The organism is Thalassotalea crassostreae, assembly GCF_001831495.1.
Classification (GTDB): Bacteria; Pseudomonadota; Gammaproteobacteria; order Enterobacterales; family Alteromonadaceae; genus Thalassotalea_A; species Thalassotalea_A crassostreae.
This window is the reverse complement of sequence record NZ_CP017689.1, coordinates 3,031,644-3,043,981: the sequence shown is the minus strand read 5'-3', so window position 1 is coordinate 3,043,981 and position 12,338 is coordinate 3,031,644. Positions and strand designations below refer to the sequence as shown.

At 39.4% G+C, this 12,338-nt stretch carries 13 protein-coding genes; 7 read left to right on the top strand and 6 right to left on the bottom strand.

All coding sequences use genetic code 11. From position 1 onward, the window contains the following. Positions 1 to 64 precede the first annotated feature (64 nt). Complete coding sequence (locus LT090_RS13090) at positions 65 to 736, bottom strand: malonic semialdehyde reductase (RefSeq protein WP_082897229.1); 672 nt, start codon at positions 734 to 736, stop codon at positions 65 to 67. 181 nt (positions 737 to 917) lie between these two features. Here LT090_RS13090 and LT090_RS13085 point away from each other — a divergent pair, with 181 nt between their 5' ends. The 7 genes from LT090_RS13085 to LT090_RS13055 all read left to right on the top strand — a co-directional run bounded on the left by LT090_RS13085 (position 918) and on the right by LT090_RS13055 (position 8,392). After that, positions 918 to 1,742, top strand: a complete 825-nt coding sequence (locus LT090_RS13085) for a sulfite exporter TauE/SafE family protein (protein WP_068547204.1) — start codon at positions 918 to 920, stop codon at positions 1,740 to 1,742. 317 nt (positions 1,743 to 2,059) lie between these two features. Then, positions 2,060 to 2,992 carry a fumarylacetoacetate hydrolase family protein gene (locus LT090_RS13080; protein ID WP_068547203.1) on the top strand — a complete coding sequence of 311 codons (933 nt, stop codon included), beginning with the start codon at positions 2,060 to 2,062 and terminating at the stop codon, positions 2,990 to 2,992. Between the two features lie 18 nt (positions 2,993 to 3,010). Then, positions 3,011 to 3,547, top strand: a complete 537-nt coding sequence (locus tag LT090_RS13075) for a VOC family protein (RefSeq protein ID WP_068547213.1) — start codon at positions 3,011 to 3,013, stop codon at positions 3,545 to 3,547. Between the two features lie 62 nt (positions 3,548 to 3,609). After that, complete coding sequence (locus tag LT090_RS13070) at positions 3,610 to 4,431, top strand: alpha/beta fold hydrolase (RefSeq protein ID WP_068547202.1); 822 nt, start codon at positions 3,610 to 3,612, stop codon at positions 4,429 to 4,431. A gap of 87 nt (positions 4,432 to 4,518) precedes the next feature. After that, positions 4,519 to 6,144 (top strand): thiamine pyrophosphate-binding protein, encoded by a 1,626-nt coding sequence (locus tag LT090_RS13065; RefSeq protein WP_068547201.1) that lies wholly within the window; start codon positions 4,519 to 4,521, stop codon positions 6,142 to 6,144. Between the two features lies 1 nt (position 6,145). Next, positions 6,146 to 7,621 carry an aldehyde dehydrogenase family protein gene (locus LT090_RS13060; protein WP_193408703.1) on the top strand — a complete coding sequence of 492 codons (1,476 nt, stop codon included), beginning with the start codon at positions 6,146 to 6,148 and terminating at the stop codon, positions 7,619 to 7,621. 120 nt (positions 7,622 to 7,741) lie between these two features. Then, positions 7,742 to 8,392 carry a GntR family transcriptional regulator gene (locus tag LT090_RS13055; protein ID WP_068547200.1) on the top strand — a complete coding sequence of 217 codons (651 nt, stop codon included), beginning with the start codon at positions 7,742 to 7,744 and terminating at the stop codon, positions 8,390 to 8,392. A gap of 37 nt (positions 8,393 to 8,429) precedes the next feature. On the opposite strand, the gene LT090_RS13050 is transcribed toward LT090_RS13055, so the two are convergent. The 5 genes from LT090_RS13050 to LT090_RS13030 all read right to left on the bottom strand — a co-directional run bounded on the left by LT090_RS13050 (position 8,430) and on the right by LT090_RS13030 (position 12,194). Further along, positions 8,430 to 8,738, bottom strand: a complete 309-nt coding sequence (locus tag LT090_RS13050; RefSeq protein ID WP_068547199.1) for a 2Fe-2S iron-sulfur cluster-binding protein — start codon at positions 8,736 to 8,738, stop codon at positions 8,430 to 8,432. Between the two features lie 8 nt (positions 8,739 to 8,746). Next, the gene (locus LT090_RS13045) at positions 8,747 to 9,475 is read right to left on the bottom strand and encodes a sulfite exporter TauE/SafE family protein (protein ID WP_068547198.1); all 729 of its coding nucleotides are present in this window, start codon (positions 9,473 to 9,475) and stop codon (positions 8,747 to 8,749) included. 31 nt (positions 9,476 to 9,506) lie between these two features. Then, positions 9,507 to 9,950, bottom strand: a complete 444-nt coding sequence (locus LT090_RS13040; protein WP_068547197.1) for a VOC family protein — start codon at positions 9,948 to 9,950, stop codon at positions 9,507 to 9,509. 23 nt (positions 9,951 to 9,973) lie between these two features. After that, positions 9,974 to 10,786: an aspartate dehydrogenase gene (locus LT090_RS13035; protein ID WP_068547196.1), complete on the bottom strand. Its 813-nt coding sequence runs from the start codon at positions 10,784 to 10,786 to the stop codon at positions 9,974 to 9,976. A gap of 124 nt (positions 10,787 to 10,910) precedes the next feature. Next, positions 10,911 to 12,194, bottom strand: coding sequence for an MFS transporter (locus tag LT090_RS13030; RefSeq protein WP_157726647.1), 1,284 nt, complete (start codon positions 12,192 to 12,194; stop codon positions 10,911 to 10,913). Positions 12,195 to 12,338 lie beyond the last annotated feature (144 nt).

The following is a 12,338-nucleotide window of genomic DNA, read 5'->3' as shown; positions in this document are numbered from 1 at the left end:
TAATTCTTGCGCTTATTTAACTTAATATAGCAAATTGGTTGTTTATAGCAAAAAGGTTATATCATTAAATGAGTTCACATACTTCATCAAACTCAAATCGTGGTAATCGCTGAAATATTTTACTGGTATCACCATAACCTAAGCTGCATAAAAAATTACTTTTTATATTGGTACCGGCAAAGAACGCTTCATCTGCTGCTGCATTATTAAAACCTGACATGGGTCCTATATCTAAGCCTAATGCTCTAGCGGCAATCATTAAATAGCCACCTTGTAGTGTGCCGTTGCGAAATGCCGTATCAAGAGTTAGCTTCTCATTGTTTGCAAATAACGATTGTGCATTTGGATTATGTGCAAAAAGTTTAGGCATATGTTGGGCAAAATCTAAATCATAGCCAATGATAACGGTAACGGGAGCAGCCAACACCTTATCCACGTTGAGTGGCGCTAAACATTTTTTCAAACGTTGCTTGCCTTGCTCGCTGCGTATAAAAATAAAACGAGCTGGGCAGGTATTCATGCTGGTCGAGCCCATTTTGACAATATCGTAAAGCTGCTTAAGTAAGTCATCACTTACGTCTTTTTTTAACCAGCCATTATGACTACGTGCTTCTCTGATAATTAAATCAAGCGCATGCTCATCTAGGGTAGTGTTGCCTTGTTTTAGTTCAGAGGCGAGTTTTTGCGCCGACTCGATTGCTGCTAGTTGCGCATTAGTAAACTTAGGTGTTGTCATAATCTGTCTCTATTACTCTTTTCGATTAACCCATTCTCTAGGTTTTTAAGTCAAAAGAAAATTAAATTAAATTGGCTTAGGTATAATTTTTTTATTATGTCAGTGGGTGTTTTTATAGCGTTGTATAGATATTGACGGTTAAGTATACTGTGTTCAAATGATGTTACGTGAGGATTCGTTAATGGAATTAGTTATGGATATATTACCATTTGCTCTAATGATGCTAGCAACTGGTGTGGTAGCCGGAATTTTAGCTGGCTTACTCGGTGTTGGTGGCGGTATTGTTATCGTACCGGTTTTAGATACTGCGCTTGGTATTTATGGCGTTGATTCAGCCATCCGTATGCATATTGCTGTAGCAACTTCTCTAGCTTGTATTATCTTTACCTCGATATCCTCCTCAAAAGCACACCATGCTAAAGGAGCGGTCGACATAGATTTAACAAAAATTTGGGGGCCAGCTGTTTTTATTGGTGCATTTATCGGAGCGCTGGTAGCAAGTTCAGTAAATAGCCAAGTGTTATCTGCTATTTTCGGTATTGTTGCCTTGCTTGTTGCCATTAAAATGGTTATGCCTTTCGATGATGTGGCAATTACGCAAGATGTCCCTCGTGGTGCGATAGCGCCGGTTACCCCACTAATGATAGGTGGATTGTCATCAATGATGGGAATTGGCGGTGGCACTTTAAGTGTGCCAACGTTAACGTTAATGAATCAACCTATTCATCGTGCAGTCGGTACTGCTGCGTTTCTTGGTTTATTAATAAGTATCCCAGGTGCCTTAGGTTTTGTTATCTCAGGAATAGGCGATAGTCGCTTGCCACCAGGCAGTGTTGGATATGTTAATTTAATCGGCTTTATTCTAATTACACCAATTACCGTATTAACAGCTCCTATCGGTGTGAAAATCGCCCATAGCCTAGATAAACGAGTGTTAAGTAGTGTATTTGGTGGTTTCTTATTTATCGTTGCTTGTCGGATGATTTATCGAACATTTGTTGGCTAGTGTCTTGGTTAGTATTGTCTAAGTTTCTCAACCTTAAAACTTAATATAGATTTTTAGCTCTATTGAGTAAATAAACGGCGTTAATCACTTGTTGATTAACGCCGTTTTTTATTTTCAATTCTCTATTTCTTAACTTTAGCCACTAGCTTTGCCGCTTGTGCGTCCAATATATGGCTATATCGCAATAAATAGCAGGGGGGAAATAGGTATAACTAAATGTGTATATCTGGAGCAAAATTATTTAGTCGATTTGTATATCAAAAAGTCGCACATTATATCTATCGAAATTAAATCAAACCTTATTGGAGAATGTAGCAATGACAAATTATGGTTTAGCTACTTATGAACTCAATAACGATCGCAAAAGCGCATTAGTTATTGGTGATTCTTTTTATGACTTAGCAACCGCTTACAAAGCGTTGAACAACACAGATAATGAATTACCACAGTGGGTTCATTGTAACACTGCAGCCATAACCCAATGGCAAGAACATAAAGATGCGATTGAAGCATTCTTAGAGACTGCTGTTAACCAGCAACAGTCGTTGCAATCTTTACCGAATGAAATAAAGGTTTTAGCGCCATTCAATCCTACAACCATTTTTGGCACGGCATCGAATTATCATGAACATGCCGAAGAAATGGAAACCGAGCTGGCAGCGAAAGTCGATAGCTCACCGTATGTCTTTATGAAAGCGGTCACTAGTGTAGTGGGAACTAATGATTTTGTTGTATTACCGCCAGAGACCAAAAATCTTGATTGGGAAGTCGAATTAGCGGTGGTTATTGGTAAGCCGGCTCGTCGAGTAAAAGCTGAGCAAGCAATCGATTATATTGCAGGATTTACTGTGGTAAACGACATATCTGCAAGAGATTTAAACCGCCGTAATGATTACCCATTTAAACATGATTGGTTTAGAGGGAAAAGCTGGGATACGTTCTGCCCATTAGGACCCGCTTTTGTGCCTAAATCGGCAATCGAAGATTTACATAACGTTAAGCTGTCATTGTTTTTAAATGGTAAACAAATGCAAGACGGTAATACCAGTGAGTTAATCTGGGATGTATTCGAGCAAATTGAATATATATCAAGCATGTTAACACTTCGTCCTGGTGATGTGATCATGACCGGAACACCGGCAGGTGTGGGCAAGGGCATCGGTCTATTTCTCAAAGATGGCGACGAGCTTGTTGCCTCTGCTGAAGGAATAGGAAGCATTAAAAACACGGTTCAAGCGGAACAGGTTTAAGGCGCAGAGGGAATGAAAATGTATACACCAAAACCAAAAAAGTTAGGCCATCTAGTGTTAAAAGTTAACGATATTCATGAATCAGTAAAGTTTTATCAAGAAGTGGTCGGTTTACAAGTATCTGACTGGATTGATCAGCACATGGTGTTTCTTCGTGCATCAAAAGATCACCATGATCTAGCGTTATTGCAGCTACCAAAAGATGCTATTAGTGAACACGATCCTGCTAAATCACGAGTGGAACATTTTTCTTATCAAGTTGAAGATATTGAAGAAATTCGCCAGATAACAGCGATGTTAATTGAGCGAGGTATTGAAATAGATCGTGGTATTGGTCGTCATGGGCCTGGCGACAATACATTCATCGTGTTTAAAGATCCCGACGGCAATAATGTTGAATTCTATTCCGACATGGTGCAAATCGATGAACAGCATCCGTATACCGCTTCAGTATGGAAAAGTGATGTATTAGAAACATTTGACCAGTGGCAACTTAATGACTTTGTTGTTGAGCCACCAGCGAGAATAACCGCTATTTTGAAAAAAGACGAATAAACCTAACTAGTTACATAAAAACTATCTAACCGAGTTAATGCAAGAATAGTACAGGAAAAGCTATGCCGATTTTAAACATTAAATCAGAACAATTTTATTATCAAATTCACGGTGAAGGGGAGGTTGTCGTACTTGCCCATGGTATGGGAGGCAACCATGCAACTTGGTATAAACAAGTTAGTGTTTTAGCGAAAGCATATAAAGTCATTACCTTTGATCACCGTGGTTTTGGACTATCAACTGATAATGAACAGTCAGGTCGCGCTGGTTTTGTCAGCGATTTGTTGGCATTGCTTGATCATTTAAATATTGAAAAAGCTGCGTTAGTCGGCCAGTCGATGGGCGGTGGTACAGTGATAAACTTTGCACATCAATACCCTCAACGAGTATCTGGTTTAGTTATCTGTGATTCGTTGCATGGCCTAGTAGAGTCAAACGATATCGCAGAAATAATGGATAAAGCGCGTCTTGAAACTAAAGGTTTAAGTCAGTTAGAAAGGGTATTAGGTTTAAGTTTTCAAACAAAACAGCCAGAGCAAGCGTTACTTTATCAGCAAATAAACAGTTTTAATAAAACCGATAAAAGTAACTTATCAGGCAATTATGCCGATGAAAAAGTATCTGCTGAGCAGTTAGCTAATCTAAATGTGCCTATTATGTTTGTTAGCGGTCAAGACGATATTCTCTTCCCAATTGAGGCGGTACGTTTAATGCAAGAACAAGTAATCGGCTCGTTCATCGTTGAATTTGACAATTGTGGTCACTCGGCATTTTTTGAAAAGCCAGAAGAATTCAACGATAGCATTCTTAGCTTCTTGCAAATGGCGGGTTTAAATCCAAGCCAAAGTGTACACAGTAATGCCAGTGGTTACGTAGCCCAGTAACCTTTTAAAAATACGAGAAATAGTTAAGCCATTAGCTTAATAAATTGTCTTAATGAAATTTAACCTTAAATTTAGTTGGTAATTCAAATGAGTAAAAAATTAGTCGCGCAACAAGTTGTCGATGCCTTAAAAGACTTGGGCGTTAAACATGTTTTTGGTGTACCTAGCGGTGGCTGGGTAGACTATATGGAAGCTATGCGTAAAACCGATGGCATTGACTTCATTCTTGCAACCCATGAAGGGGGCGCAGGATTTATGGCTGATGTTTGTGGCCGGGTAACTGGCGTTCCTGGTGTTTGTTTTGGTACTTTTGGACCAGGCGCAACTAATCTAGCAACGGGAGTTGGTAGTGCTTATTTAGATAGGTCACCTATGATCGCTTTAACTGATGAAATGGCGCCGAATAAGCGCGATCGCATTGTGCAAATGAACGTTGACCATCAAGCATTATTCGCCCCAATTACTAAAAAAACCACGCGTTTAGAAGCAGATAAAGTTAGAGAAATAATTTTTGACGCGGCCAAGGTTGCATTAGAAGGCGTACCAGGACCCGTTCATGTTGGCTTACCTGCTGGTATGAGTGCTGAATTAACCGAAGAGCAAGATATTAAGCCTTATCCAGTTCCTGGTGCCAACAAAGCCGATAAAGCATTAATTAAACAGATGCAGCTATTATTTGCAGAGTCGAAAAAGCCTGTCATTGCATTAGGCATGCGCGCAGTAACAAGTGGTATTGATGAGCAAATTATAAATTTCGCTGAAAAATACAAAGTACCTATGGTGATAAGCCCGATGGCAAAAGGTATGATCCCCGAGTCTCACCCATGCTATACCGGCGTACTATTTCATGCATTAAGTGATGTTGTTGGTCAAACGCATCAGCAAGCCGATTTAGTGTTAAGTATTGGCTATGATGAAATCGAATTTAATTATGAAGATTGGATCCCGAATGTGCCATTGGTTAGTGTTGATATTGTCGCTACAGACTTAGACACCAATGAATACACCTTAGCTTGTGATGTAATTGGTGATATCAAGTACTCGATTGATCAACTGGTTAAAGGTAAATTTAACGAAAAACACTGGGATTTACCGGCCATTGCAATTCGAAAAGCTGATATGTTTGCGCAAATGACTTCGCAAAAAGGGGCATTTGGACCATGTGCTGCGTTAGATATCTTACGAGACAAATGTCCACAAGATGGCATTATGACGTGTGATGTTGGTGCTCATATCCACTTAATTGGTCAGAAATGGCCGACACCAGCATTTGGCAAACAAATTATGACCAACGGTTGGTCGGCGATGGGCTTTGCAATTCCTTCTGCAATTGCAGTGAAATTAAATAATCCAGATACCGAAGTGTGTTCAGTTGTTGGCGATGGCGGATTTTTAATGACCGCCGGTGAGCTTGCTGTTGCTGTTCGTGAAAACCTTAAGATTGTATTTGTGTTGTTTACCGATAATGACTTGGCGTTAATACGCATTAAACAAGAAAAGAAAAGTAACCCAATTTATGGTACTCCAATTAGAGAGCGTGGCACTATTGGTGGTGACAATATTTTCGGCGTGCCAGTTGTTAAAGCCTTTACACCTGATGAGTTTGATCAGGCATTAACATCTGCCTTTGATCGGGACGGCCCAATTATCGTAGAAGCAATATTAAACTCTCGTGAATATGATGACTTAGTTCTGAGAAAGGATAAACCTTAATATGCAAGCTTTAGTCACGTCTTTGAACGAAAAACAAAACTGTCTTAGTTACTCTAGTGATACCATTTTAATTGATGGCGTGTGGCAAGGTGCCAAACGCACCATGGACATAACTAACGCCTTCGATGGTGAATTAATTCAACGTGTGGCTTGTGCTGACGTTAATCATGTAGAGTTAGCTATTTCTAGCGCATGCAAAGCGTTTAAAGCAAATCAAAACCAGGCAAGTCATGAGCGCGCTTTGTTATTAAAAACTGCGGCATCGAAAATAACAGCACGTCTTGAAGAGTTTGCATTAACCATTGCGGTTGAAACAGGCAAGCCAATTGTTGCCGCTCGCAAAGAAGTGACCCGTTGTGTAAATACACTTAATTTGTCAGCAGAAGAAGCAACGCGTTTAACTGGCGAAACAGTTAAATTTGATAGTTTTAGTGGCGGAGAAAACCGAATTGGTTATTACGAACATGTCCCTTTAGGGGTTATTGTTGCAATCACTCCCTTTAACGACCCATTAAATTTGGCAGCGCATAAGCTTGGACCTGCGCTTGCTGCGGGTAACTCAGTTATATTAAAACCTTCGCAGCAAGCACCATTATCTGCTTTGAAATTGGTTGAAGTACTCATTGAAAGTGGCTTGCCAACAGGGCAAGTGAATGTGTTAACCGGTTATGCCAAAGATTTTGGTGACCAATTGGTGGCAAGTAAACATGTGGCAATGGTCACTTATACAGGCGGTGAAGCTTCTGCAGAAATCATTGCTAAAAATGCCGGCATTAAAAAGTTAGCAATGGAGTTGGGCGCAAACTCTCCTGTTATTGTTATGGACGATTGTGATTTAGATAAAGCTGTTGAAAGTTGTGTTTCTGGCTCCTATTGGGCGGTAGGTCAAAACTGTATCGGCGTACAACGTATCTATATCGAACAAGGAATTTACCAGCAATTTAAACGCAAATTTATCGAGCAAACCGAGCGGCTTAAGGTTGGTGATCAATGTCTTGATAAAACCGATGTCGGGCCTATGATCAATGAAAATGAAGCAATACGTATCGAAAATTGGGTAAATGAAGCGGTTAAAAATGGCGCTAATTTACTTGTTGGCGGCAAGCGCGAAGGGGCTTGTTATCACCCTAGCGCCCTTGATAATGTTGCTATCGATGAAAAGCTCGTATGCCAAGAAGCATTTGGTCCTGTGGTGAGTTTATTTCCCTTTAGCAATCTTGAGCAAACAATTGCACAAGCTAATGATGTCGATTTCTCCATTCATGGAGCCATATTTACTAGCAATATCAATACCGCTATGCAGGTCTCTAAGCAATTAGACGTTGCAGGTGTAATGGTTAATGATTCTAGCGATTATCGATTGGATGCGATGCCATTTGGTGGTGCAAAACGCGGCAGTATGGGCAGAGAAGGCGTAAAATTTGCGATTAAAGAAATGACGCAAACAAAAGTATTTTGTATGAACTTAGATAGTTAACCCAAAACCCTACCCTTATAGCAAGCGTTGTATGCAATATGCAACGTTTGTATTTTTCTCTTGCATGTTAGTTAGGTTTTCGTAAACTAGCTTATATCTCTAATAATCATGGCTTTTCTGATGGCTGGTATCACCATATCTGACAAAATATATAATCAACTTTGTAGTGCGATAATCTCTGGCGAGATTAAACCTGGACAGCGTTTAGAAGAACAGGATATTGCTGATAAATACGGTGCTTCACGAACCCCGATCAGAGAAGCGTTTAGGTTACTACATAATAGCGGATTAGTAGAGTCAAAAGCACATAAAGGCGTCACTGTTATTGAGCTTAATATAGAGCAGCTGGCTGATATGTATGAAGCACTTGCTGAGTTAGAAGCTCTTTGTGCTGGGCTAAGCGCCACTCGTATGAGTGTTGTTGAGCGTAAGCAATTACAACGGTTGCATGAACAATCTAAATTAGCAGTAGAAGTGGAAGATATCGAAACGTTTGCATCAATTAATAATCAAATTCACTCAGCAATTCATATGGGCTCTCGCAACACAACGCTAGAGCAATCTATTTCCACCTTAAGAAAGCGCTTAAGTTTGTATCGTCAACCTTGGTTATTCAAGAAAAGAGATAGATTAGAAACGTCTTTTGCAGAACATCAACAACTGGTTGATGCGGTAATTAGTGGAAACCAAGAACAAGCAACTTTGGCAATGAAAAACCACATCTCCAACACCAGTATGGGGACTTTAGATTACTTAATGGCGCAAAAATAAAGCAAGTTTTCAAGCCGCGAATGGATTAATGTTAACGTTAGTTAACGGATACTTTCATGCCATTTAAATCCTCTTTAACAATGACTTGGCAAGCTAGACGGTGTTGTGGTTGTTGTTTATTCAATTTACTTAGAACCTGCTCTTCGCCTGAATACTTTGTCGATGTATGCGCGATAAAACGGTTTTCAATCGATACTAAACAAGTACCGCAACTACAACAGCCATTGCAAATTGCTTGAATACCTTTAACGTTATTTTCAACGGCAGCCACCATTAAACTTAAGCCTGCTTCGGCATTTACCACTTTTTCACTGCCATCGGCTTCAATAAAGGTTATTTTAATCATAAGTTTCCTTAATAAAGTGCTATCAGCGATTTGCCGATGATAATCAATGCAAGAATAGTCAGTATTGATTTTAGTAACACCATGAAATAGTCGTTGTTAATCTTGTTTCGAAGTTTATTACCAATCAAAGAACCCAAGGTTGCGCCCAAAATAGAGGCTAAGATGAGTGTCCAGTAATCGCTAAATATAAAACCAATAAACAGATAAACTAGCACCTTATTTAAGTTTGTTATCGCCATCAGCAATGACGCTGTCGCAATAATCTGCTCTTTATCGGTTAAATTTTTATAAAGTAAGGTTACTGTGATTGGCCCTGGTGCGCCAACAAGTAAACCAAAACCGGCTTGAAATGCCCCCGCCATATACATATTTTCAAATTTGCTAATTACGTTTTGTATTGGTTTAAACCACAAAGACAATAATAAATAACAAGCGATAAACAAGGGCAGAAATTGGCTCGATAAGTTTATTAAAAGTGCGCTAAAAATTGCGGTACCAAACACTGCTCCAATAACAAATTGACTGACATATGGCCAACAAATCGCACTGAAGCAAAATATTAACCTTGAGCTATTACTGGCAAATTGAGCGATTCCATGAATTGGAATGATTGCGCTAGCCGGTACGAAAAATGGCAGTACTAACACTAAGATCATTCCACCTCCCATAGCGCATATGGCTGCTAAGGTCGATGTTAATGTGCTAATAATAAATAAGCTTATCTCTGTCGTTAGCATGCCAAAATTCTAGTGCCCAATCGATAATATATTACAATGTTTTGTATGTTTCAGTGCCAACCCAGCCACGTTCAGAAATATCGATCATAATATTTTCCGGGCCGTTCATTTTATATTCGGCATTATCTTTAGCCGGATTTTTGCCTAAACCTTGCGCTAAATTAACGTCGTGTCTCGGTTGATAACCATTGTCTTGGAAGTCTACAACCATTTGCTCGATGTCATCACATTGGAAGCCAATATGGTGTAGACCGACATAGCCTTGTGGAAACTCTTTACCTGCGGCAGGACCATTTTTAAAATTTAAAATCGCTAAATTAACATTACCGTCGGTAACGTAATAACCGTTAGCATTTCTGCTTGCAACAACGCCAGCTACTGACCAGCCTAAAACGTTAACAAAGAAATCTCTGCTTTTATCTGGATCTTGTGATGCCATCGCAAGGTGTTTTAGTTTAATTACTTTTTTCGTCATGTTTTTCTCCAAAATTAAATTTTTTAACTACCAACTCTAATTGACGAGGTAATGGCTCTTACCGCTGCAATAACGCTTAATGCAGTAATTTTACCGGTACCTGGATTTTCCAGAGTTGGTACATTTTCAATAGTTAAAGCAAAGCTGGCGCTATCGGCGTCAACATTGATGTAATGGGTGTTTCTGGTTTTTGTCGGATCAGCCCAAATTTCCAATTGAGTTTTGTCAGCACCTACGCCAGCTAAACCAAGAGCGGCAGCAACATTTACATTAGAAGGGAATTTTTCCGCACCTTCACGAGCACTGCCTTTAAATACTTGTAAAGGCTCCTGCAAGTTAGATAAGTCGATATTTTTTTCAACAATATATTTAGCTGTTTTTAACGAAGTTGGCGGCTTTCGCGTGACCATGTTGACCGAGTGAATTGTACTTTCTGCTGCCGCACGCACGGCGTCGAGCCCTAACAGTGCACCAGTCGCAAGAATAATTTGGCCTCCATTTTGTTTGGCAATATCGATGATTTCAGGGTGTTGTAAAATTGCCGCTCCACTAACCGTAACTAAGGTTTTACCTTGTTCTAAAGTTGGTTTGGCAATATTCATGAATGCCGAAGTTGGTGCGCATTCGATAACAATGTCGACGTTTTCAACCATTTTGGCAGAACTTATTACATCTGCACTTGAGTTTATAGTAGTTAAATTTTGTTTTGCTTTATCTAAGTTTCCAGACGTGACTGCGGTTAATTTTAAGCCGTCGATACCGTCTTCTAGGGCTTTTGCTACGACTAATCCGATAGTACCTAATCCAGCAATTCCTACATTTAATGTTTTGTTCATTGTCTTTACTTTGTTGGTTTACTTTTAATGTACGCAAAATGAAGGTTTTGTATACATGCCAAAATGGCGGATCAATAACAATAAGGCTGCGTTATTGATCCTGGGAGTTTAGATTGATTAAAATTTAGGTTTTTTCGATAGTGCGTTTTGGTAATTGTGGATATTTACCCATCATTAAAATACAGACACAAGCGATGATCATAGTGGCAGACATTGCCCAAAGTACTTCGGTATAGCGACCATTTACATCATATGCGATACCCATAATTAATGGGCCAATACTCGCACCAAGTTTAAAGCCTGAGTAGCCATAGCCATAAATAACACCAAAACTTCGTTGACCAAAATAGCGACTGGTAAAGTAGGCCATAACGTCAAATTCAGCACCAATGGCAATACCAATTAATCCAGTACATAGTGCCGCTGCTTCACCAGTAGCCCCCATTGCAAATGCCGCTAATCCGATTACTGGGCCAAACATAAAGACTACCACCACAAATGGTGCGAAAAACTTGTCCATTAGATAACCAGCAAGTAAGCGACCACCGATAATAGACATTCCTAAGTAAGCAAAGGTACCGACAGCTTGTTTTAGTGTTAATCCTTGGTCCATCATCATAGGTACCAAATGTACTAACAAGGTTGAGGTTGTTAAACCGGTAATAACAAAAGATGCGAACATTAACCAAAATGTTTTTTGTTTTAATGCTTCCTTGGCGGTGAAACCAATTTTAACGTTTTTATCTTTCGCATTATCATTTGCATTTTTAAGTGCTTGCTGCTCAACTTCTGCCGCTGAATCGCCATCAGGATGTAGTCCGAGATCGCTAGGCTGTTCTTTAAACACCCATTTTACAATAGGAAAGGCGAGACAAAGTATTAGCACGCCAATTGCAATATATGCCTCACGCCATGTATAAAGTTCGATAAACTTCGACGCAATAATCGGTACTAACGTGGTACCGAGTCCAACACCAGCAAGACCTATACCTAATGCAAGACCGCGTTTTTTATCAAACCAGCTTACCAATAATTTTGAATAGGTGAGTGGGGCAGTACCTGCGCCAAGAAGTGGGATTAAAATACACATTGCATATAAATGCCAGATAGAGGCGGTAAGCAATGACATTGAAGCAATGGTAAAAGCAAATAGAAAGGTAGAAGGGATCATCACCTTCTTCACCCCATACTTATCGACTAACGTGCCGACATAAGGAAAAAACAAAATAGCGGTAATACCAATAATGGTAGAGCCGAAAGATATTTGACCACGACTCCATCCAAATGACGTTTCAAATTCTTTTATAAATGTGCCGAAAGACATAGCGATAACACTATAGCCCAAAGATATACCTATAATACAGCCTAGAACTATCCACCAACCGTAAAATATATTTTTTGTTTTCATTGTTTTATCCGTGTTGTGTGTATTAGATGATTCGATAGATCCTGTTGACATAATCGCCTCTCTCAAATTTATGTATGCAATAAAATCTAATTGTATACAATCTGACTGTCAAGCATCTAATTTTACAAAAACATAATTTTAGAA

Excerpts from the sequence above, each read along its gene's own strand:
- LT090_RS13070 (WP_068547202.1), top strand. The coding sequence starts at position 3,610 with ATGCCGATTTTAAACATTAAATCAGAACAATTTTATTATCAAATTCAC.
- LT090_RS13065 (WP_068547201.1), top strand. The coding sequence starts at position 4,519 with ATGAGTAAAAAATTAGTCGCGCAACAAGTTGTCGATGCCTTAAAAGAC.
- LT090_RS13035 (WP_068547196.1), bottom strand. The coding sequence starts at position 10,786 with ATGAACAAAACATTAAATGTAGGAATTGCTGGATTAGGTACTATCGGA.
- LT090_RS13045 (WP_068547198.1), bottom strand. The coding sequence starts at position 9,475 with ATGCTAACGACAGAGATAAGCTTATTTATTATTAGCACATTAACATCG.
- LT090_RS13030 (WP_157726647.1), bottom strand. The coding sequence starts at position 12,194 with ATGAAAACAAAAAATATATTTTACGGTTGGTGGATAGTTCTAGGCTGT.
- LT090_RS13040 (WP_068547197.1), bottom strand. The coding sequence starts at position 9,950 with ATGACGAAAAAAGTAATTAAACTAAAACACCTTGCGATGGCATCACAA.
- LT090_RS13085 (WP_068547204.1), top strand. The coding sequence starts at position 918 with ATGGAATTAGTTATGGATATATTACCATTTGCTCTAATGATGCTAGCA.
- LT090_RS13060 (WP_193408703.1), top strand. The coding sequence starts at position 6,146 with ATGCAAGCTTTAGTCACGTCTTTGAACGAAAAACAAAACTGTCTTAGT.
- LT090_RS13055 (WP_068547200.1), top strand. The coding sequence starts at position 7,742 with ATGGCTGGTATCACCATATCTGACAAAATATATAATCAACTTTGTAGT.
- LT090_RS13090 (WP_082897229.1), bottom strand. The coding sequence starts at position 736 with ATGACAACACCTAAGTTTACTAATGCGCAACTAGCAGCAATCGAGTCG.
- LT090_RS13050 (WP_068547199.1), bottom strand. The coding sequence starts at position 8,738 with ATGATTAAAATAACCTTTATTGAAGCCGATGGCAGTGAAAAAGTGGTA.
- LT090_RS13075 (WP_068547213.1), top strand. The coding sequence starts at position 3,011 with ATGTATACACCAAAACCAAAAAAGTTAGGCCATCTAGTGTTAAAAGTT.
- LT090_RS13080 (WP_068547203.1), top strand. The coding sequence starts at position 2,060 with ATGACAAATTATGGTTTAGCTACTTATGAACTCAATAACGATCGCAAA.